Source organism: Streptococcus oralis subsp. oralis, from assembly GCF_000960035.1.
Taxonomy (GTDB): domain Bacteria; phylum Bacillota; class Bacilli; order Lactobacillales; family Streptococcaceae; genus Streptococcus; species Streptococcus oralis_G.
The window spans coordinates 636,359-655,925 of record NZ_JYGR01000005.1; the positions used below are offsets into that span (position 1 = coordinate 636,359).

21 protein-coding genes and 1 pseudogene are annotated in these 19,567 nt (G+C 40.0%); 20 read left to right on the forward strand and 2 right to left on the reverse strand.

The window, feature by feature from the left end; all coding sequences use genetic code 11:
• Positions 1-87: 87 nt before the first annotated feature.
• The 5 genes from TZ92_RS06330 (at position 88) to TZ92_RS06350 (ending at position 4,161) form a co-directional block, all read left to right on the forward strand.
• A complete protein-coding gene (locus tag TZ92_RS06330) occupies positions 88-1,131 on the forward strand; it encodes a bifunctional glycosyltransferase family 2/GtrA family protein (RefSeq protein WP_033629738.1) in 1,044 nt (347 codons plus the stop codon).
• A complete protein-coding gene (locus tag TZ92_RS06335; protein WP_033629739.1) occupies positions 1,128-2,039 on the forward strand; it encodes a phosphodiester glycosidase family protein in 912 nt (303 codons plus the stop codon). Before TZ92_RS06330 ends, TZ92_RS06335 begins: the two co-directional genes overlap by 4 nt.
• Positions 2,014-2,412 carry a hypothetical protein gene (locus tag TZ92_RS06340; protein ID WP_033629740.1) on the forward strand — a complete coding sequence of 133 codons (399 nt, stop codon included), beginning with the start codon at positions 2,014-2,016 and terminating at the stop codon, positions 2,410-2,412. Before TZ92_RS06335 ends, TZ92_RS06340 begins: the two co-directional genes overlap by 26 nt.
• Positions 2,413-2,579: 167 nt before the next feature.
• The gene (locus tag TZ92_RS06345) at positions 2,580-3,494 is read left to right on the forward strand and encodes a cysteine peptidase family C39 domain-containing protein (RefSeq protein WP_033629741.1); all 915 of its coding nucleotides are present in this window, start codon (positions 2,580-2,582) and stop codon (positions 3,492-3,494) included.
• A 127-nt stretch (positions 3,495-3,621) separates the two neighbouring features.
• The gene (locus TZ92_RS06350) at positions 3,622-4,161 is read left to right on the forward strand and encodes a ClbS/DfsB family four-helix bundle protein (protein WP_033629742.1); all 540 of its coding nucleotides are present in this window, start codon (positions 3,622-3,624) and stop codon (positions 4,159-4,161) included.
• 98 nt (positions 4,162-4,259) lie between these two features.
• On the opposite strand, the gene dhaQ is transcribed toward TZ92_RS06350, so the two are convergent.
• Positions 4,260-5,249, reverse strand: coding sequence for a DhaKLM operon coactivator DhaQ (gene dhaQ, locus TZ92_RS06355; protein ID WP_033629743.1), 990 nt, complete (start codon positions 5,247-5,249; stop codon positions 4,260-4,262).
• Positions 5,246-5,776, reverse strand: a complete 531-nt coding sequence (gene dhaS, locus TZ92_RS06360; protein ID WP_033629744.1) for a dihydroxyacetone kinase transcriptional activator DhaS — start codon at positions 5,774-5,776, stop codon at positions 5,246-5,248. The genes dhaQ and dhaS overlap by 4 nt, the downstream gene beginning before the upstream one ends.
• 153 nt (positions 5,777-5,929) lie before the next feature.
• Between dhaS and dhaK the strand changes: the two genes are divergently transcribed.
• The 15 genes and pseudogenes from dhaK to lpdA all read left to right on the forward strand — a co-directional run bounded on the left by dhaK (position 5,930) and on the right by lpdA (position 19,447).
• Positions 5,930-6,919 (forward strand): dihydroxyacetone kinase subunit DhaK, encoded by a 990-nt coding sequence (dhaK, locus tag TZ92_RS06365; RefSeq protein WP_033629745.1) that lies wholly within the window; start codon positions 5,930-5,932, stop codon positions 6,917-6,919.
• A gap of 21 nt (positions 6,920-6,940) precedes the next feature.
• Entirely contained in the window at positions 6,941-7,516 is a 576-nt protein-coding gene (gene dhaL, locus TZ92_RS06370; RefSeq protein WP_033629746.1) for a dihydroxyacetone kinase subunit DhaL, read from the forward strand.
• Positions 7,516-7,890 (forward strand): dihydroxyacetone kinase phosphoryl donor subunit DhaM, encoded by a 375-nt coding sequence (gene dhaM, locus TZ92_RS06375; protein WP_033629747.1) that lies wholly within the window; start codon positions 7,516-7,518, stop codon positions 7,888-7,890. Before dhaL ends, dhaM begins: the two co-directional genes overlap by 1 nt.
• 640 nt (positions 7,891-8,530) lie before the next feature.
• Positions 8,531-8,730: pseudogene (locus tag TZ92_RS10110) on the forward strand (hypothetical protein); the annotation flags it as partial.
• A 185-nt stretch (positions 8,731-8,915) separates the two neighbouring features.
• Complete coding sequence (locus tag TZ92_RS06380) at positions 8,916-9,128, forward strand: hypothetical protein (RefSeq protein ID WP_033629748.1); 213 nt, start codon at positions 8,916-8,918, stop codon at positions 9,126-9,128.
• A 124-nt stretch (positions 9,129-9,252) separates the two neighbouring features.
• Positions 9,253-9,945 (forward strand): pyrimidine 5'-nucleotidase PynA, encoded by a 693-nt coding sequence (gene pynA / locus TZ92_RS06385; RefSeq protein ID WP_033630181.1) that lies wholly within the window; start codon positions 9,253-9,255, stop codon positions 9,943-9,945.
• Positions 9,946-9,968: 23 nt separating this feature from the next.
• Positions 9,969-10,262: a hypothetical protein gene (locus TZ92_RS06390; protein ID WP_033629749.1), complete on the forward strand. Its 294-nt coding sequence runs from the start codon at positions 9,969-9,971 to the stop codon at positions 10,260-10,262.
• Positions 10,263-10,381: 119 nt separating this feature from the next.
• Positions 10,382-11,035 carry a uracil-DNA glycosylase gene (locus TZ92_RS06395; protein ID WP_033629750.1) on the forward strand — a complete coding sequence of 218 codons (654 nt, stop codon included), beginning with the start codon at positions 10,382-10,384 and terminating at the stop codon, positions 11,033-11,035.
• A gap of 9 nt (positions 11,036-11,044) precedes the next feature.
• Complete coding sequence (locus TZ92_RS06400) at positions 11,045-11,509, forward strand: NUDIX hydrolase (RefSeq protein ID WP_033629751.1); 465 nt, start codon at positions 11,045-11,047, stop codon at positions 11,507-11,509.
• A gap of 12 nt (positions 11,510-11,521) precedes the next feature.
• Positions 11,522-12,790: a dihydroorotase gene (locus TZ92_RS06405; protein ID WP_033629752.1), complete on the forward strand. Its 1,269-nt coding sequence runs from the start codon at positions 11,522-11,524 to the stop codon at positions 12,788-12,790.
• Positions 12,791-12,831: 41 nt separating this feature from the next.
• Entirely contained in the window at positions 12,832-14,172 is a 1,341-nt protein-coding gene (locus tag TZ92_RS06410) for an MATE family efflux transporter (RefSeq protein WP_033629753.1), read from the forward strand.
• 178 nt (positions 14,173-14,350) lie between these two features.
• The gene (locus TZ92_RS06415; RefSeq protein ID WP_000105349.1) at positions 14,351-15,319 is read left to right on the forward strand and encodes a thiamine pyrophosphate-dependent dehydrogenase E1 component subunit alpha; all 969 of its coding nucleotides are present in this window, start codon (positions 14,351-14,353) and stop codon (positions 15,317-15,319) included.
• A gap of 15 nt (positions 15,320-15,334) precedes the next feature.
• The gene (locus TZ92_RS06420) at positions 15,335-16,327 is read left to right on the forward strand and encodes an alpha-ketoacid dehydrogenase subunit beta (RefSeq protein ID WP_033629754.1); all 993 of its coding nucleotides are present in this window, start codon (positions 15,335-15,337) and stop codon (positions 16,325-16,327) included.
• A 328-nt stretch (positions 16,328-16,655) separates the two neighbouring features.
• Complete coding sequence (locus tag TZ92_RS06425) at positions 16,656-17,699, forward strand: dihydrolipoamide acetyltransferase (RefSeq protein ID WP_033629755.1); 1,044 nt, start codon at positions 16,656-16,658, stop codon at positions 17,697-17,699.
• 44 nt (positions 17,700-17,743) lie between these two features.
• Positions 17,744-19,447, forward strand: coding sequence for a dihydrolipoyl dehydrogenase (lpdA, locus tag TZ92_RS06430; RefSeq protein WP_033629756.1), 1,704 nt, complete (start codon positions 17,744-17,746; stop codon positions 19,445-19,447).
• Positions 19,448-19,567 lie beyond the last annotated feature (120 nt).

Consider the following 19,567-nt stretch of genomic DNA (forward strand, 5'->3'; position numbering starts at 1 on the left):
AATTTGATTTTACTTAAATTTAAGTATAAGCAATTTTTAAGCATTTACTTGTATACTTTTCCAATCATCAAAGAAAGAGGTGTAAATATGAACTATCTAGTTATTCCAGCTTACGAACCTGACTACAATCTCATCAAATTGATTGAAAAGATTCACAATAAGAGCGATTTTTACATCATTGTCATTGATGATGGAAGTTCGGCAGAATGCCAAGACATTTTTGCTCGAGCGAAGGATTTTGCGACGGTGCTTCACCACCAGGTCAATCAAGGAAAAGGTCAAGCTCTGAAAACAGCTTTTGAGCACATTCAGTCTCTCAATAAGCCAGGGACTGTGGTTACAGCAGACGCAGATGGACAGCACAGGATCTGGGACATATTTCGCAGCTTGACCAAATCAAATGAAAATCCTAATACACTTGTCCTTGGTGTCCGTGCCTTTACTGGCAAGGTTCCCTTGCGTAGTCGCTTTGGAAATAGCTTGACTCGTATCTTGTTTAAACTGCAAACGGGTGTCGCTGTATCCGATACACAGACAGGATTACGTGCCTTTTCAACGGATATGATCCCTTTTATGCTCAAGGTAGAAGGACAACGGTATGAATACGAGATGAACATGCTCCTCGAAGCAAGTCAAGTCTACCCAATCTTAGAAGTTCCGATTGAAACAGTCTATATCAACGACAATGAGGCTTCTCACTTCCGGCCTATTCGAGATGGATTGATGATTTATAAAAATATTTTAAAGTTTGCGCTCTCGTCTTTTAGTAGTTTTATCGTAGATTATGTGGTCTACGCTCTCTCTATTCTATGCTTGAGCTTTATTCCGACAGGTTTGCGTGTTCTTCTCTCAAATGGTTTGGCACGTGTGACTAGCTCCATCTTTAACTTTTCTACCAACAAAAAATTGGTCTTTAAGAACAAGGCGAGCAGTTTTAAAACAGGATCAGGTTATTTTGGATTAGCAGTTGGTCTCTTTATCTTAGACACCATCCTGATTCGTCTCTTTAATTCAGGTTTTGGAGTCAATTTGCTGATTGCGAAGATTCTTGTCGGAATCATGCTCTTTATTCTCTCTTGGACAGTTCAAACTCGCTTTATTTTCAAAGAAAGGACTTGTAGCCCATTATGAAAGTTTTAAAGAAACCCTATCTATACGCCTCGGTCTTGGGCTTGCTCCTGACAAGCTCCTTTACCTATTCGATGTTGAAGACCTTTGTACTCGCTGAAACGATTTCCACTGTATCTAATACCGGCTCAACCTCTAACACCGCAGCAGCAAGTCAGGCAGCAAAAAATGCTCAAGTGACGGATACTAGCTATTCAGATGGAAATATCAGTGTCACACTCACTGAAAAGACTGTCAATGAAACGCAAGTCTATGTGGCAGATATAACCCTCAGTTCATCGGATTATCTCAAAACAGCTCTAGCTCAAAACTCCTATGGAACCAACGTCACAGCTAAAACCTCTGTAACGGCTGCTGAAAACAATGCTATTCTAGCTGTCAACGGTGACTACTATGGAGCCAATAGTTCTGGTTATGTTATACGTAATGGAGTTGTCTATCGGGACAGTGTACGTGAAGATGCTAGTAACGGTGACCTTGCCATTTACAAGGACGGCTCCTTTAAAATCATCTACGAGGACCAAGTTTCAGCCAATCAGTTGGTTCAGGACGGTGTCGTCAATCTACTGGCATTTGGTCCGTCTCTAGTTGAGAATGGAGAAATATCTGTTGATACCAATACAGAAGTCGGTCAGGCCATGTCATCGAATCCTCGTACAGCTATCGGGATTATCGATGAAAATCACTACATCATCATCGTTTCGGATGGTCGTACCTCTGAAAGCAAGGGCTTGTCTCTTTACCAGATGGCAGAAGTGATGAAATCTTACGGAGTGAAGACGGCCTATAACCTTGATGGTGGTGGATCCTCAACTCTCTACTTTAACGGTCAGGTAATCAATAAACCGACCACGGGTGGAAGCAAGATATCAGAAAGGGCGGTGAGTGATATTGTCTACATCGGTTACTAAAAACAAAAACAAACGCCTCAAAAAGACACTCGTTAGCTATAGTCTTCTCACTATTTTCTTCTTTGCATTTAGCCGTATCTACGAATCCCTTAGTTTTGGGGAGACCTCGCTTCATATGCACTATCTCTTTGCAGTCCCTCTAGTAGGGGGCATCGTTCTAGCATTATTGTTGAAAATCATGCCACACTTAGGACGATTCAGCCTAAACTTGTGGAACTCGGCAGTTGCAGTCCTAACAGCTGGAATGCTCTTTCGAGGAATTGTCAATCTATCAGGTCGTTCAACGACCTTAGATCAACCCTACTGGTATGTTGGCCTAGCCTTTGGTATTTTGGCTATCGCCTCGCTTTTCTTTCATAAGAAAAACAGTTAAAAATTAGCTTAAAAATTGAAAACTGGTTGTTGAGAGAAACAGCCAGTTTTCTTGTTGAAGTTCATGACTATAGATCACAAATACCCATATTTTTTGTTTGGATTTTATGGGGCATGCGAATAGTTTTCTCGGTATAATAGTCCCATAGAAGATAAGGAGGCAAGAATATGCAGATGTATTTTGGAGATGTATCACTTTGCTATAGCTATTCATTGGCAATGGCATTGGATAGCTATGGTTATGACTTTAAAGCAGAGTTTTTAGAGGCAATCATGGTGATGGGAAATGGCGCTAGTATCGTAAAGAAAGATGACCAGCACCCTCTAGTATTCTTTGATAACGGAATGCCAGATCTTTCTATCTCTCATTCTTTAAAAATACTTGGATTTGACTATGAGGACTTCTATCTAAAGGATGGAGCGGAAGTAGATTTGGAAGAGATAAAAAGAAAGTTGGAAACCTTTCTGACTAATGGACCTGTCGTACTGGGACCTCTTGATATGGGCCATCTGACCTACAACCCCAATCACACAATCCTTTATGGTGTGGATCATTTTGTAACCGTGTATGGTATTGATGGGCAGTACCTTTATTTGCATGATCCAGCTGGTTTTGCCTGTATGAAGGTTGCTTTTAATGACATACTAGAAGCCTGGAAGGCAGAGGCTATTGACTATAAGCGTGGAGCCTACTCCATGTGGGGAAATTTTAAGAAGGTCAAGAGTCCTAGTCAGACTGAAATCTATCAAGAAACAGCAAGGATTATGAAGAATCGATATCTGAATGGTCAAAACGGTGTTTTGGAATGCTATGCAAAAGCAGTTGCTGAAAACGGCTTAAATACGGAGCAAAAACAATTGCATCAGTACTTCAGCTTTAAACTTGCTGCTGTTCGAAATCTCTATATCAGTAAGTTCTTAAAAGTTCATGATCCAGAAGGGGCAAGATTAAAAGAGGAATTGGCTACTCTATTTGGTCAAGCCCACCTTTCATGTTTAAAAGAAGACTACCAAGAACTATCCCGCTTGCTCTATCAGATAGCAGAAGTGGACGGTCGCTTTAGAGATTTATATGTAAACTAGTGACTATAAGCATAAAATAACTAGTCAGTAAAAGCAGTTTTTTGTAAAATGAAGAACTGCTTTTTGATTATGGTATAATGAAGTAAGAAAATAGCTTATTCTAGTTGAAAATGAAGGGAGAACTCCTATGCCTAGACCAAAAACAAAAGAGGAGCTAGTGTTAGCCTCTAAAGAAAACTATGAAAAACTTAATCTCCTAATTTCTCAGTTAAGTGAAGAGGAGCTACAGACTCCTTTTGATTTTTCAAAAGACCAAAAGAAAAAAGAAGCTCACTGGAAAAGAGATAAAAATCTACGAGATGTCCTGATCCATCTCTATGAATGGCATCAGTTACTTTTGACCTGGATACATTCCAATCAAAAGGATCATGAAAGACCTTTTCTCCCTGAGCCTTATAATTGGAAAACTTATGGGGAAATGAATGTCGCTATTTGGAAGAAGCACCAGAAAACGTCTTTAGAAGAAGCGACCAAACTCCTCAATCAATCTCATAAAGAGGTTTTAGAGTTGATGGAAGGCTTCAGCAATGACGAATTGTTCACAAAAGGTGTCTATAAGTGGACGGGAGGAACAAGTCTAGGCTCCTACTTTGTCAGTAGCACCCCCAGTCACTATGATTGGGCTATCAAAAAACTCAAAGCTCATCAGAAAAATTGCAAGGTATAGATGAACTGTTTTTAAATGGCAAGAATCAGTTCTTTTAAACGTAAGATAAAAGCAAAGGGCTATCAAATGATGTAGCCCTATTGAGTTATACAAGCAAATTACCATGCAAAAGCTGTCGTTGGAGCATTGAGGGCTTCTAGCCATTGCTTATTTTTTACAGGGCAAAGAGTTACGGATATACCTGCCATATCCAAACTGGTCATAAATGTTCCTGATTTTATAAAGGTAATAGTGACTCCTTCAATTTCTAAGAGTTGAAGGAGATCATTGATAAATATGCCCATTTCTAGGTTGGTAGTAGTGCCTAGATTATTTACAAGCAATATAAATTGATCCCCATTTTTCCAATGATAGTGCAATCTTAATTTGCTTATAATTTCATTTGCAAGGATTTCCGAAGATTGAAATGGGACGATACGATAACCTTCTTCACCGTGTATCCCAATGCCATAAGAAATATTTCCTTCTTTCAAGCTAAATAGTGGAAGGGTGGTTTGGGGTAGACTAGCGGATTTCGTTGCAAAGCCAATCGTTGCGATTTCGGGAGCAAGTTCATGACCTAAATCGGTTAGTTGTTCTATGTCGGTACCATTTTGAGCTGCAAATCCTAGGATTTTATGCAGTAAGATTGTCCCTGCAAGCCCTCTTCCTCTAATTTGAAATCTATTGTGAGGTTCAATTGAAATATCGTCGTGTGCTAGACTATAGCCGACTTTAATTCCTTCTTTTCTAGCAGTGTTAATGGCCGAGCTAAATTCTTTGATGTCTGCTTCGAAATTTTTTACAATGATGAAGACACCGTGACCATTGTTTAAAAAACGAATGGATTCTAAGATTTCAGTTCTTGTAGGAGGAGTAAATAATTGGCCATAGATAGCAGCGGTAAGCATCCCTTCTCCCACATATCCAATATGAGCAGGTTCGTGACCTGAACCTCCACCAGACAATATTGGAACCTGATGAGGATTGCGATTTTTTTGATAGACTAATGGTAAGGTAGGGTGTTTTTCTAATTCAGGATGACTGCTAACAGTTGCCGAAATGTAACTTGAAATAATTTTTTGTTTATGATTTGAAATAAATGTCATTGTGGTCTCTTTCCAATAATCGTCATGATTAAAAAGTCTGGTTGTGGAACTGGACTTTTTTTATTGACGTAAGCTTTCACGATTTCTGCTAGAGCATGTGAATGGTAGTCTAACAAAAAACAAGTATAAGCAGATGAATCGATATTAATCTGACCGTATTCTCTTAAAATTTTTGATACAAGCAAGCGACAGTAGCTGATAAAGTGGTCATAAAAGTTATTTTGCCCTTGAATATCAAAAAGTTGAATATAAAAGTCACGCTCTTGTTCGAAATAAAAAAATAATTCTTGTAATAGTTTTTGGCCCGAAATGAAGTCCAAGTTATTGGTGATATACTCGGTTAAGTCATTTTCAAATATCCAGTCTAGCAGTTCATATTTGTCAAGAAAGTGATTGTAAAAGGTCTGTCTACGAATGCCAGCTGATTCCATGATATCTACAATGGAGATTTTGTCAAATTCTCTAGTAGGTAATAGGTCTCTAAATGCCTTGGCAATCCGTTTTTTTGTAATAAGTGATGATGCCATAGGAAGCCTTTCTTTTACTTACTTCATTTTACCAAAAAAATGTTTTAAACGGGTTTAAAATGGGACAAATAATAGAATCTGTCCCTTATCATCCAGCAATAAAAAATATATAATGAAAGCGAAAACAAAGATACATGCCGAAAGGAGTTTCTCATGAAAAAAATTATAAATGAACCGACACAGGTTGTTGATGAAATGTTGCAGGGGTTGTCATTCATGCATAGTGACTTGGTTGAACGCTTAGATGGCTTTGATGTCATTGTTAGAAAGGCAGAAAAGACAGGAAAAGTTGGACTCATTTCTGGTGGAGGCTCCGGACATGAACCAAGTCATGCTGGATTTGTAGGAGAAGGCATGTTGTCTGCTGCTATTTGTGGAGCTGTCTTTACCTCACCTACTCCAGACCAAATTTTAGAGGCCATTAAGTCAGCTGATGAAGGCGCTGGAGTTTTTATGGTTATCAAGAACTATTCTGGTGACATTATGAACTTTGAAATTGCACAAGAACTTGCTGAAATGGAAGGTATTGATGTAGCAAGCGTTGTTGTTGATGATGATATTGCTGTTGAAAATAGTCTCTATACCCAAGGTCGTCGAGGTGTTGCAGGTACTATTTTAGTCCATAAAATTTTGGGTGATGCAGCTCGTTCTGGTAAATCATTAGCTGAAATGAAGGATTTGGCAGATAAACTTGTATTAGAAATTAAAACAATTGGTCTTGCCTTATCTGGAGCAACTGTCCCTGAAGTTGGCAAACCAGGATTTGTTCTAGAAGACGATGAATTTGAATATGGAGTTGGTATTCACGGTGAGCCAGGGTATAAAAAAGAGAAAATGCAATCTTCTGCAGAATTGGCATCAGAATTGGTTGAAAAATTATCTGAAGGTTTCCAACTTAAATCAGGCGAACGCTATGGCCTTCTCATTAATGGTTTAGGAAGCACACCACTTATGGAACAATATGTATTTGCAAATGATGTAGCTAAATTGCTCCATGAAAAAAGTGTTCAGTTGGCATTTAAGAAAATTGGAAACTACATGACTTCAATCGATATGGCTGGTTTGTCATTAACATTGATTAGATTGACAGATGATGAGTGGTTGGATGCTCTAAAAGCACCTGTTACTACACCAGCTTGGTAAAACTCAAGGAGGAAATGTCAAATGAATGTTGAACAAGCTCTTGAATGGATGAAGCTTTTTAATGATAATATTCAAGAAAAGAAAGATTACCTTAGTGAGCTAGACACCCCTATAGGAGATGGAGATCACGGTGGAAATATGGCGCGTGGAATGGCTGCAGTTATGGAAAACTTAGAAGGAAAGCAATTTGAAACAAGCAGTGATGTGTTTAAACTTGTCTCAATGCAATTACTGAGCAAGGTAGGCGGTGCTTCTGGTCCCTTGTATGGCTCTGCTTTTATGGGCATGGCCAAGGCTGATTCAAATTCGAAAATAGAGGAAATCTTACAAAGCGGTTTGGATATGATTGTCAAACGTGGGAAAGCAGAAGTTGGAGAAAAGACAATGGTTGATGTTTGGACTCCTGTTATTGCTGCCTTATCTGCTGGCCAATTGACTCAAGAGGTTATTGATAAGGTAGTGAATGCTACCAAAGATTTACTTGCAACTAAAGGAAGGGCATCTTATGTAGGAGAACGTTCTCTTGGACATATTGATCCTGGATCATTCTCATCAGGATTACTCTTTACTGCTCTTTTAGAAACTGGGGTGGTTTAATGGGAAGTGTTGGTCTTGTTATCGTTTCACATTCCAAACACATTGCAGAAGGTGTTGTTGAACTGATTAGTGAAGTAGCTAAAGATGTTCCGATTACTTATGTAGGAGGAACCGAAGATGGAGAAATTGGAACAAGTTTTGATCAAGTAGATAGGGTTGTTTCCGAAAATCCAGCAGATACTTTATTAGCTTTTTTTGACCTAGGTTCTGCTAAAATGAACTTAGAAATGGTGGTTGATTTCAGTGATAAAAGTATTATCATCAACAGGGTTCCAATTGTAGAAGGTACCTATACTGCAGCTGCTCTTCTTCAGGCTGGTGCAGAACTGTCAGTTATTCAAACACAGTTGTCGGAGCTTGAAATCAATAAATAAGAAATTTTACTATAACTCTTTTTATAGGTGGGCTATTGATTATCTCAACTATCAAATTTTAAGTAAATAATTTCGAAATCAGAAAGGGATTGCTTTATGCAGTTCCTTTTTATTTTAACAGGAGTAAAGCTATAGTGTTTCTAAATTGTGAATCAATCAAAACTGATTGTAATGGGACTATTCTAGCTTTAGAATCCTTCAAAAATTAAAATTTAAGGCAATCAATGGCTTAGAATAGTGCGAAAACATTTAGTTTATAGGAATTCTAGGTTTAGAATTACATAGATATTTATGAGAACAGAGTATTCGATAGTTAGGATTGTTCTATTCTGAAAGATTTGAGCTGTCAATTGTATAGGATAGTAGTTTACCAATGAATTTTGTTGAAAGATTCCTTGTTTTATGGTAGTCTAAAGTAAAAGAAAGCCCTACCATTATATTTGTATCTTTAATCTGACTTGGTTTAGCTCTAGAAGAGGGATAGATATTTTGGGTTTCCAAATAATAATATTTTCACTTGCAAAAATGTATTTCAACTTTACCTAATGTAAAAGAAGGAAATATCATGAAACGTTTATGACTTGTTGGAAAGAGAATGTGAGCTAAAAATAGATTCTCTTTACATATTAAGAGTAGGTAGATGAGTAATCTAGAGTCAATTCGTAAAGCGCTTATCATCGTGTGGGGTACCTATCTATTTTTATCATTAAGGGGCCGCTAATGAGCAGCACAGAGTATTTCTTGCTTATTTTTTTAGCGTTTCTCTATTCGATAGTATCGCTACCTATATACTCTGTGAAGAATAAAATAGTATCAATTTGTATGGCAATAAACTCAATGAAAAAGAGTATGAATTATTAAAAAATAAGAAGTGAGATAAAGATGGTTAAATCTTAGTTCTCTTTAAAATCAAATCAGGTAGAGAAAGGATACCTTTTCTAGGTAACAAAGTGCTGTAAACGCAGTTGACGATTATTTGTTAGTATTATGTCCTAATCATATTCAATTAAAAGGAGAATATTTAAATGAAACATTTTATTACTGGTATTGGTGAGATAAAATTAGTTTTCTACATCTTATATGTTTTGCTAGGTCTAGCACCTTTATTTCACACTTACATAATAAATGATGATACAGGTGTGGGGAAATCAGTTTTAACTATTATAGGGGTAGTTTCTGTATTTATTTTGACTATTGCTCGAATTTATAGAAGTTTTTTCTACAATAAACTTGACTAGAATAGTATGAGTTAGTTAATCAATTGGAACTATTATTTTTGTTATACTTTACCACGTTTAATTTTTTACATTAAACAACCGAATGAAGTAAAAGTTGTTTATCTTAGAAAGGAAAACTCTCAAATTGCCCTACAAATTTCTACTCTTCGACCTCGACCACACCTTACTTGATTTTGATGCTGCTGAGGATGTGGCTTTGACGCAACTTCTAAAGGAAGAAGGAGTTGCGGACATTCAAGCCTATAAAGACTATTATGTTCCTATGAACAAGTCTCTCTGGAAGGACTTGGAGCAAAAGAAAATCAGTAAACAAGAACTGGTTAACACGCGCTTTTCTCGTTTATTTGCTCATTTTGGACAGGAAAAAGACGGGAGGTTACTTGCCCAGCGTTATCAATTTTACTTAGCCCAGCAGGGACAAACTCTTTCGGGCGCTCATGAATTCTTGGACAGCCTCATCGAGCGTGATTATGATTTGTATGCTGCGACAAATGGGATTACTGCCATCCAGACAGGGCGTTTGGCTCAATCTGGTCTGGCTCCCTATTTCAACCAAGTCTTTATCTCTGAACAGTTGCAGACGCAAAAGCCTGATGCACTATTCTATGAAAAAATCGGTCAGCAGATTGCAGGATTTAGTAAAGAAAAGACGCTGATGATCGGAGATTCTCTAACCGCCGACATTCAAGGTGGTAATAATGCTGGAATTGATACTATCTGGTACAATCCCTATCACCTCGAAAATCACACACAAGCCCAGCCAACTTATGAAGTTCATTCTTACCAAAACTTGCTGGATTGTTTAGATGCTATGTAGTGCTTTTCCTAAGAGGGGATGATATGGAAACTAAAGTCATTGAAGAGATTGACAATTTACTAAACCTCATCGAGCAGTATCAGTTAAAAGGTGTGGTTGCTCAAGTAAATTCGTTAAAAGAGTTAAAGTATATCATAAGCAATCATATAGAGTTAAGTACTCGAGAGAAGATGAATATCCACTATTCACTCTTTCTTCCTAGGGGTGGCTTATCTGAGCTCTACTATATGGACGCTAATTTTGAACGGATGATGTCTGTAAATAATCAACTTTCCTATGCTATTGAAACAATCGAAAAGTTTTTAATGGCTGATTGATACTGTGAATGCTCATGTCAAATAATAGGGTCAATAACAGTATATATAAGAACTGTAAAAAGTGGTTTCAATAGCCACTTTTTGCTATAATAGAGGCAGTAAAAACGAAGGAGTCGGCGATGCAACACTCATCATGGCATGCTTTGATTAAGGAGCAATTACCTGAAGGTTATTTCGGGAGAATCAATCAATTTATGGAACAGGTCTATGCTCAGGGAACTGTCTATCCACCTAAGGAAAAAGTTTTTCAGGCTCTCTTGACTACACCGCTTGAAGAAGTGAAGGTGGTGATTCTAGGGCAAGACCCCTATCACGGGCCAGGTCAGGCGCAGGGCTTGAGTTTTTCTGTACCCGATGCTATTCCAGGGCCACCGTCCTTGCAAAATATTTTAAAAGAATTGTCAGATGATATCGGCGTTAAGAAATCACATGATTTGACGTCTTGGGCTGAGCAGGGAGTCTTACTTCTCAATACTTGCTTGACTGTTCCTGCTGGGCAGGCCAATGGTCATGCTGGGCAGATATGGGAGCCTTTTACTGATGCCGTGATTCGGGTTGTCAATAATCTAGACAGACCGATAGTCTTTGTGCTCTGGGGCGCTTATGCACGTAAGAAGAAGGTCTTGGTTACCAATCCTCACCACTTAATTATCGAATCAGCCCATCCTAGTCCGTTATCGGTTTATAGAGGATTTTGGGGTTCCAAGCCTTTTTCCAAGGCCAATGCATTCTTAAAAGAGACAGGACAAGAGCCAATCGATTGGCTTAGATAAGGAGAGAATATGCCTCAGTTAGCGACGATTTGCTACATTGATAACGGAAAAGAACTGCTCATGCTCCATCGCAATAAGAAGCCCAACGATGTCCATGAAGGCAAATGGATTGGTGTGGGTGGAAAGCTAGAGCGAGGTGAGACTCCACAGGAATGTGCAGCGCGTGAAATCCTCGAAGAGACAGGCCTCAAAGCCAAGCCAGTACTTAAAGGTGTTATCACTTTTCCAGAATTCACACCAGATTTAGACTGGTACACCTATGTTTTTAAGGTGACAGAGTTTGAGGGTGACTTGATTGACTGCAATGAGGGGACGCTGGAATGGGTTCCCTATGACGAGGTTTTGAGCAAGCCAACTTGGGAAGGTGACCACACCTTTGTTGAGTGGCTTTTAGAGGACAGACCCTTCTTTTCAGCCAAGTTTGTTTATGATGGGGATAAATTATTGGATACCCAAGTTGATTTCTATGAATAAAGGAGAAAGCAGATGCTACTAATCAAAAATGGTCGTGTAATGGATCCTAAGTCTGGTTTGGATCAAGTGTGTGATGTTTTGGTCCAAGATGGGAAAATTGTCAAAATTGCGTCTGAAATCAAGGAAGAAGGAGCAGAGATAATTGATGCTACTGGTCTTGTAGTTGCGCCTGGACTAGTGGATATTCATGTTCATTTCCGTGAACCTGGTCAGACCCACAAGGAGGACATCCATACTGGGGCACTAGCGGCTGCTGCAGGTGGTTTTACAACGGTTGTCATGATGGCTAATACTAGTCCAACCATTTCGGACGTAGAAACTTTGCAAGAAGTTCTCCAGTCTGCTGCCAAGGAAAAAATTAACGTCAAAACGGTTGCGACTATTACCAAGAACTTTAATGGCCAAGACTTGACAGACTTTAAGGCTCTTTTAGAAGCAGGTGCGGTTGGTTTTTCTGATGACGGTATTCCCCTTGAAAGTAGTAAAGTGGTTAAGGAAGCCATGGAGGAAGCCAAAAAACTCAATACCTTTATCAGCCTTCATGAGGAAGATCCAGGTTTGAATGGGATTCTTGGATTTAACGAAAACATCGCTAAGGAACATTTTCATATCTGTGGAGCGACTGGCGTGGCTGAGTACGCTATGATTGCGCGTGATGTTATGATTGCCTATGCAACCAAGGCCCATGTTCACATCCAGCATTTGTCTAAGGAAGAAAGTGTCAAGGTAGTAGAGTTTGCTCAGGGATTAGGGGCGCAAGTCACAGCAGAAGTAGCGCCACAACATTTCTCTAAGACAGAAGCTCTTCTTTTAACTCAAGGTAGCAATGCCAAAATGAATCCTCCACTTCGTTTGGAGTCAGACCGTCGTGCCGTTATCGAAGGTCTCAAGTCAGGTGTTATCACAGTTATCGCGACAGACCACGCTCCTCACCATGCAGATGAGAAAAATGTTGAAGATATCACCAAAGCACCATCTGGTATGACAGGTTTGGAAACCTCTCTTTCTCTTGGTTTGACTTATTTGGTGGAAGCTGGTGAGTTGAGCTTGATTGAATTGCTTGAAAAAATGACTGTCAATCCAGCCAAGCTTTACCACTTTGAAGCAGGTTACTTGGCTGAAAATGGTCCAGCTGATATCACTATCTTTGATGCTAAGGCTGACCGCCTTGTGGACTCACACTTTGCTTCAAAAGCAGCTAATTCACCATTTATTGGTGAAACTTTAAAAGGGCAGGTTAAATATACCATCTGCAAGGGACAAATCGTCTATCAAAACTAGATGGGATTCTGCTCTATAAACTATAAGAATAGAGAGCGTATATGTATCCAACCCATCAATTTAAAGACAAGTTTGTCTTATTTCTTAAGATATTTTTCCCTATCCTGATTTATCAGTTTGCCAATTATTCTGCCTCTTTTGTTGATACAACTATGACTGGGCAGTACAATACCATGGACTTGGCAGGAGTATCAACTGCAACGAGTCTATGGAATCCTTTCTTTACTTTTTTAACAGGGATTGTTTCGGCCATGGTTCCCATCATAGGCCATCATCTGGGACGGGGCAAAAAGGAAGAAGTGGCATCTGACTTTTATCAATTCGTCTACTTAGCTTTCGGACTGTCTTTGGTCTTGCTTGGCATGGTAGTATTCTTAGCACCGCCTGTCTTAAATCATATCGGACTAGAAGCTCAAGTAGCGGCAGTTGCAGTTTCTTATCTTTGGTACCTTTCTATCGGGATTATTCCCTTGTTGCTTTTTAGTGTCATTCGGTCTTTGTTAGATTCTCTTGGATTGACTAAGCTATCTATGTATCTCATGCTTTTGTTACTTCCGCTCAATAGTGGTTTTAACTATCTCTTGATATATGGAGCTTTCGGTTTCCCAGAGCTTGGTGGCGCAGGGGCAGGGCTAGGAACTTCGCTAGCCTATTGGGTTTTATTGGGCATTTCTCTTCTTGTTTTGTTCAAACAAGAAAGATTAAAAGCGCTACATCTTGAGAAACCTATCCCACTCAATATAGATAAAATCAAGGAAGGTGTTCGGTTAGGTCTACCAATAGGAGGAACCGTCTTTGCGGAAGTGGCTATTTTCTCTGTGGTGGGACTAATCATGGCTAAGTTTTCATCGCTCATCATCGCCAGTCACCAGTCAGCTATGAACTTTTCCAGCCTCATGTACGCTTTCCCCATGAGTATTTCCTCTGCTATGGCGATTGTTGTGTCTTACGAGGTGGGGGCTAAACGTTTTGAGGATGCAAAAATCTATGCTCGTCTAGGGAGAGTAACCGCCCTTATTTTTGCAGGTCTTACCCTGTCCTTTCTCTACATTTTTAGAGATCGTGTAGCAAGTCTATATGGAAATGACCCTCACTTCATCGAAACAACTGCTATATTTCTAACCTACAGTCTCTTTTTCCAGCTAGCTGATACCTTTGCGGCTCCGCTCCAAGGAATTTTAAGAGGGTATAAGGACACTATCGTTCCTTTCTATCTTGGCTTAATCGGATATTGGGGAGTAGCGATACCTCTAGGATATTTACTAGATCAAGTAACTGACTTGGGGGCATTTGCCTACTGGATTGGGTTAATTGCCAGCTTGATTGTTTCTGGTTGTTTGTATCAATGGCGTTTGAAAACCGTAATGAAAAGATTGAGCTAATTTTAAGAAATTATCCTGAAAAAGCACTTTGTGAAAAAATACTCTAACTAGAGAGAATCCCTGTTTTAACAGGGGTTTATTTTTTTATATTGTGAAATTTTATTAGCCATATACTTTGACAGTGTATACTAAAAAAGGTAAAATAGTAAGGTAAGTACAAAGTTAGAAAGGCAAGATTATGTCAACTTTAGATAAGAATCTTTTGCTAGAGATGTTCCGTAAGATGGAAGAAATCCGTCGCATGGACTTAAAAATTGCTCAGTTAGTGAAAAAGGGGAAAGTTCCCGGTATGACTCACTTTTCTGTCGGAGAGGAAGCTGCTAACGTCGGAGCTATGTTGGCTCTCAATCCAGATGATCTGATTACCTCAAATCACCGTGGACACGGACAAGCTATTGCTAAGGGGATTGACCTTAACGGAATGATGGCTGAAATCCTTGGAAAATACACTGGAACCTGTAAAGGAAAAGGTGGTTCTATGCACATCGCCGACCTAGATGCTGGGAACCTCGGTGCCAATGGTATCGTTGGTGGTGGTATGGGAATCGCTGTTGGTGCAGCCCTCAGTCAGCAAATGCAACATACTGGTAAAATCGTTGTCTGCTTCTTTGGAGATGGTGCGACCAACGAAGGTGTTTTCCACGAAGCAGTGAACATGGCTTCTATTTGGAAACTTCCTGTTATTTTCTACTGCATTAACAACGGTTATGGGATTTCTGCGGATATCAAGAAAATGACCAATGTGGAGCATATCCATCAACGTAGTGCGGCATATGGAATTCCTGGAATGTTTATCGAAGATGGGAACAACGTCATCGATGTCTATGAAGGATTTAAGAAAGCTGTAGATCATGTTCGTGGTGGCAATGGCCCAGTCTTGATCGAAAGTGTAACCTATCGCTGGCTTGGTCACTCATCATCTGACCCTGGTAAATATCGTACTCGTGAAGAAGTGGAATTGTGGAAACAAAAAGACCCAATCGAAAACCTTCGCAAATACCTCATTGAAAACAATATTGCAAGTGCAGAAGAATTGGAAGAAATTCAAGCACAAGTCAAGGAAGCAGTAGAAGCTTCTGTTAAATTTGCAGAAGAAAGCCCATTCCCACCACTAGAATCAGCATTTGAAGATATCTACGCAGACTAAGGAGAAAGAGATAAAATGGAAACAAAAACAATGTCCTTCCGCGATACCATTATCCTTGCTATGTCTGAGGAAATGCGTCGCGATGAAAATGTATTCTTGATGGGAGAAGACGTCGGTGTCTTTGGAGGAGACTTCGGAACTTCTGTTGGAATGCTCGAAGAATTTGGTCCAGAACGTATCCGTGACTGTCCGATTTCTGAAGCTGCCATCTCGGGAGCAGCAGCAGGAGCAGCCATGACAGGACTTTGTCCAATTGTCGATATGACCTTCATGGACTTCTCTGTTATTGCCATGGACAATATCGTCAACCAAGCCGCTAAAACACGTTATATGTTTGGCGGTAAAGGTCAGGTTCCAATGACTGTCCGTTGTGCAGCTGGTAATGGAGTTGGTTCTGCGGCTCAGCATTCGCAATCACTAGAGTCTTGGTTTACTCACATCCCTGGTCTTAAGGTTGTAGCTCCAGGTACACCTGCGGATATGAAAGGACTGCTCAAGTCTTCTATCCGTGATAACAACCCTGTTATCATCCTTGAATACAAGTCAGAATTTAACCAAAAAGGGGAAGTGCCAGTTGATCCAGACTACACAATCCCACTTGGAGTTGGTGAAATCAAACGTGAAGGTACAGATGTAACAGTCGTTACTTATGGAAAAATGCTTCGCCGTGTGGTTCAAGCTGCTGAAGAATTAGCAGAAGAAGGAATTTCTGTTGAAATTGTGGACCCACGTACCCTTGTTCCTCTTGATAAGGATATCATCATTAACTCAGTGAAGAAGACTGGTAAGGTCGTTCTGGTCAACGACGCCCACAAAACAAGTGGCTATATCGGAGAGATTTCAGCAATTATTTCCGAATCAGAAGCATTTGATTATCTAGATGCACCAATCCGCCGTTGCGCTGGAGAAGATGTGCCAATGCCTTACGCACAAAATCTAGAAAATGCAATGATTCCAACAGTTGAAAGCATCAAAGATGCAATCCGTAAGACTTATAACAAAGAATAATACATAATATAAGTTATGTAAATGAACTAAAAAAGACGAGAAACTTTGTATCTTTTAGGTGCAAAACTCTTTTCGTCCTTGATATCATAGATTAGAGCACGGGCTAAAAGCTCGGAAAAAAGATAAATCTCCTTGACTTCATCGAAGTCTGCGTTGATTTCCGATTTTTCGGTCGCTTTTAAACGCCCTTTGCATCATGTAATTGAATTCGGACGGAGGTCTTCGAAAAAAAGATAGATTTCCTTGTGTTCATCGAACACATCGTCAATCTCCTATTTTTTCATTGCCCTCTTCGTCCTTAATATCTTAGTATAGAATTGGAGAGGTCATGGCTGATGACAAGCTAAGAGCGACTCCTGCGGCTAGAAAGTTAGCGGATGATCTAGGGATCAACCTCTACGACGTTTCTGGCTCAGGTGCAAACGGTCGTGTCCACAAAGAAGACGTGGAAACTTATAAAGACACAAACGTGGTTCGCATTTCGCCACTTGCAAAACGAATTGCCCTCGAACATAACATTGCTTGGCAGGAAATCCAAGGAACGGGTCACCGTGGTAAAATCATGAAGAAGGACGTTTTAGCCTTACTTCCTGAAAATATCGAAAACGACACCATCAAGTCTCCTGCTCAAATCGAAAAAGTGGAAGAAGTTCCAGACAATATCACTCCTTATGGTGAGATTGAGCGTATTCCAATGACACCAATGCGTAAGGTTATCGCCCAACGTATGGTTGAATCCTACCTAACTGCGCCAACCTTCACACTCAACTACGATGTCGATATGTCAGAAATGTTGGCTCTTCGTAAGAAGGTTCTTGAGCCAATTATGGAAGCAACTGGTAAGAAGACTACTGTAACAGACCTTCTTTCACTCGCTGTTGTGAAGACCTTGATGAAACACCCTTACATCAACGCTTCATTGACAGAAGACGGCAAGACCATTATCACTCATAACTATGTCAACCTGGCGATGGCGGTTGGGATGGATAACGGATTGATGACACCTGTTGTCTATAATGCTGAAAAAATGAGCTTGTCAGAGTTGGTTGTAGCCTTCAAAGATGTTATTGGCCGTACCTTGGATGGTAAATTGGCTCCGAGCGAACTCCAAAATTCAACCTTCACAATTAGTAACTTGGGAATGTTTGGCGTTCAGTCCTTTGGTCCGATTATTAACCAACCAAACTCAGCTATCCTCGGGGTTAGCTCAACAGTTGAAAAACCTGTAGTTGTCAATGATGAGATTGTCATTCGCCCTATCATGAGCCTAGGATTAACTATTGACCACCGTGTTGTAGATGGTATGGCTGGTGCTAAGTTTATGAAAGACTTGAAAGCCTTGATTGAGAATCCGATCTCAATGTTGGTTTAAGTCAGCTATTGTTTTTTTAGAGATTTAGATAAAGGAAGTAAGACATGGCCTTAGAAGTAATTATGCCAAAAGCCGGCGTGGATATGACAGAAGGACAAATCGTCCAATGGAATAAGAAAGTCGGTGAATTTGTAAAAGAAGGAGAAATCCTTTTGGAAATCATGACTGATAAAGTCAGCATGGAATTGGAAGCCGAAGAAGATGGATACTTGATTGCCATCCTCAAAGGAGATGGTGAAACTGTTCCGGTTACAGAAGTTATCGGTTACCTTGGTGAAGAAGGGGAAAATATCCCAACAGCTGGAGCGGCTGCGCCAGAATCAAAAACTGCACCTGCAGCTAGTGCCTCAAACGACGACGGTAAGAGCGATGATGCCTTTGATATCGTTGTGATTGGTGGAGGTCCTGCTGGATATGTAGCAGCCATTAAAGCTGCCCAACTCGGTGGTAAGGTTGCCCTTGTTGAAAAATCTGAACTCGGTGGAACTTGCTTGAACCGTGGCTGTATCCCAACTAAGACATACCTTCACAATGCTGAAATCATCGAAAACATCGGTCATGCAGCAAATCGTGGTATCGTCATCGAAAATCCAAACTTCACTGTTGATATGGATAAACTCCTTGAAACTAAGTCTAAGGTTGTCAATACCTTGGTAGGTGGTGTTGCGGGTCTTCTTCGTAGTTACGGAGTTACTGTTCATAAGGGAATTGGTACAATCACTAAAGATAAGAATGTCTTGGTAAATGGTTCTGAATTGCTTGAAACCAAGAAAATTATCCTTGCCGGTGGTTCAAAAGTCAGCAAGATTAACGTTCCTGGTATGGAATCTCCACTTGTCATGACCAGTGATGACATTCTTGAAATGAACGAAGTTCCAGAGAGCTTCGTAATCATCGGTGGTGGCGTTGTCGGTATTGAACTCGGTCAGGCCTTCATGACATTTGGTTCAAAAGTGACTGTTATTGAAATGATGGACCGTATCGTTCCAGCTATGGATGCGGAAGTTTCTAAGAATCTTCGCTTGATTTTGGAACGCAAAGGTATGACTATCTTAACAGGTACAAAATTGCAAGAAATCATCGAGGAAAATGGACAACTTCGTATTAAGGTTGAAGGAAAAGACGATATCATTGCAAATAAAGCTCTTCTTTCAATCGGTCGTGTGCCAGATCTTGAAGGTATTGGCGATGTTGAGTTTGAATTGGATCGTGGTCGCATCAAGGTCAACGAATACATGGAAACTTCTGTTCCAGGTATCTATGCACCAGGTGACATCAACGGTACCAAGATGCTGGCTCACGCAGCCTTCCGTATGGGTGAAGTTGCCGCTGAAAATGCGCTTAAAGGAAACCATGTTGTAGCAAAACTCAACTTGACCCCTGCAGCCATTTACACTCTTCCAGAAGTAGCAGCAGTAGGTTTGACAGAAGAGCAGGCTCGTGAGAAATACGATGTCGCTATCGGTAAATTCAACTTTGCAGCCAACGGTCGTGCCATTGCATCTGATGCTGCCCAAGGTTTCGTAAAAGTTATTGCTGATAAGAAATATGGGGAAATCCTTGGTGTGCACATCATTGGTCCTGCAGCCGCAGAACTGATTAACGAGGCATCAAGCATTATCGAAATGGAAATCACTGTTGAGGAAATGTTGAAGACTATCCATGGACACCCAACTTACTCTGAAGTGATGTACGAAGCATTTGCGGATGTTCTAGGAATGGCTATCCATTCACCTAAGAAAAAATAAATAAGTTTTTCAACTAAATTTTCTTAAAGTAGTACGGACGGCAGCGACCTCTATTAGAGTTCCATGCCTAAAAATTGAGTCTCTTGTCTCAATTTTTCCGAGAAATGTAACGATAACACG

Coding starts and splice junctions, on each gene's coding strand:
- TZ92_RS06330 (WP_033629738.1), top strand. CDS start 88: ATGAACTATCTAGTTATTCCAGCTTACGAACCTGACTACAATCTCATC.
- TZ92_RS06335 (WP_033629739.1), top strand. CDS start 1,128: ATGAAAGTTTTAAAGAAACCCTATCTATACGCCTCGGTCTTGGGCTTG.
- TZ92_RS06345 (WP_033629741.1), top strand. CDS start 2,580: ATGCAGATGTATTTTGGAGATGTATCACTTTGCTATAGCTATTCATTG.
- TZ92_RS06350 (WP_033629742.1), top strand. CDS start 3,622: ATGCCTAGACCAAAAACAAAAGAGGAGCTAGTGTTAGCCTCTAAAGAA.
- dhaQ (WP_033629743.1), bottom strand. CDS start 5,249: ATGACATTTATTTCAAATCATAAACAAAAAATTATTTCAAGTTACATT.
- dhaS (WP_033629744.1), bottom strand. CDS start 5,776: ATGGCATCATCACTTATTACAAAAAAACGGATTGCCAAGGCATTTAGA.
- dhaK (WP_033629745.1), top strand. CDS start 5,930: ATGAAAAAAATTATAAATGAACCGACACAGGTTGTTGATGAAATGTTG.
- dhaL (WP_033629746.1), top strand. CDS start 6,941: ATGAATGTTGAACAAGCTCTTGAATGGATGAAGCTTTTTAATGATAAT.
- dhaM (WP_033629747.1), top strand. CDS start 7,516: ATGGGAAGTGTTGGTCTTGTTATCGTTTCACATTCCAAACACATTGCA.
- TZ92_RS06380 (WP_033629748.1), top strand. CDS start 8,916: ATGAAACATTTTATTACTGGTATTGGTGAGATAAAATTAGTTTTCTAC.
- TZ92_RS06390 (WP_033629749.1), top strand. CDS start 9,969: ATGGAAACTAAAGTCATTGAAGAGATTGACAATTTACTAAACCTCATC.
- TZ92_RS06395 (WP_033629750.1), top strand. CDS start 10,382: ATGCAACACTCATCATGGCATGCTTTGATTAAGGAGCAATTACCTGAA.
- TZ92_RS06400 (WP_033629751.1), top strand. CDS start 11,045: ATGCCTCAGTTAGCGACGATTTGCTACATTGATAACGGAAAAGAACTG.
- TZ92_RS06405 (WP_033629752.1), top strand. CDS start 11,522: ATGCTACTAATCAAAAATGGTCGTGTAATGGATCCTAAGTCTGGTTTG.
- TZ92_RS06410 (WP_033629753.1), top strand. CDS start 12,832: ATGTATCCAACCCATCAATTTAAAGACAAGTTTGTCTTATTTCTTAAG.
- TZ92_RS06415 (WP_000105349.1), top strand. CDS start 14,351: ATGTCAACTTTAGATAAGAATCTTTTGCTAGAGATGTTCCGTAAGATG.
- TZ92_RS06420 (WP_033629754.1), top strand. CDS start 15,335: ATGGAAACAAAAACAATGTCCTTCCGCGATACCATTATCCTTGCTATG.
- TZ92_RS06425 (WP_033629755.1), top strand. CDS start 16,656: ATGGCTGATGACAAGCTAAGAGCGACTCCTGCGGCTAGAAAGTTAGCG.
- lpdA (WP_033629756.1), top strand. CDS start 17,744: ATGGCCTTAGAAGTAATTATGCCAAAAGCCGGCGTGGATATGACAGAA.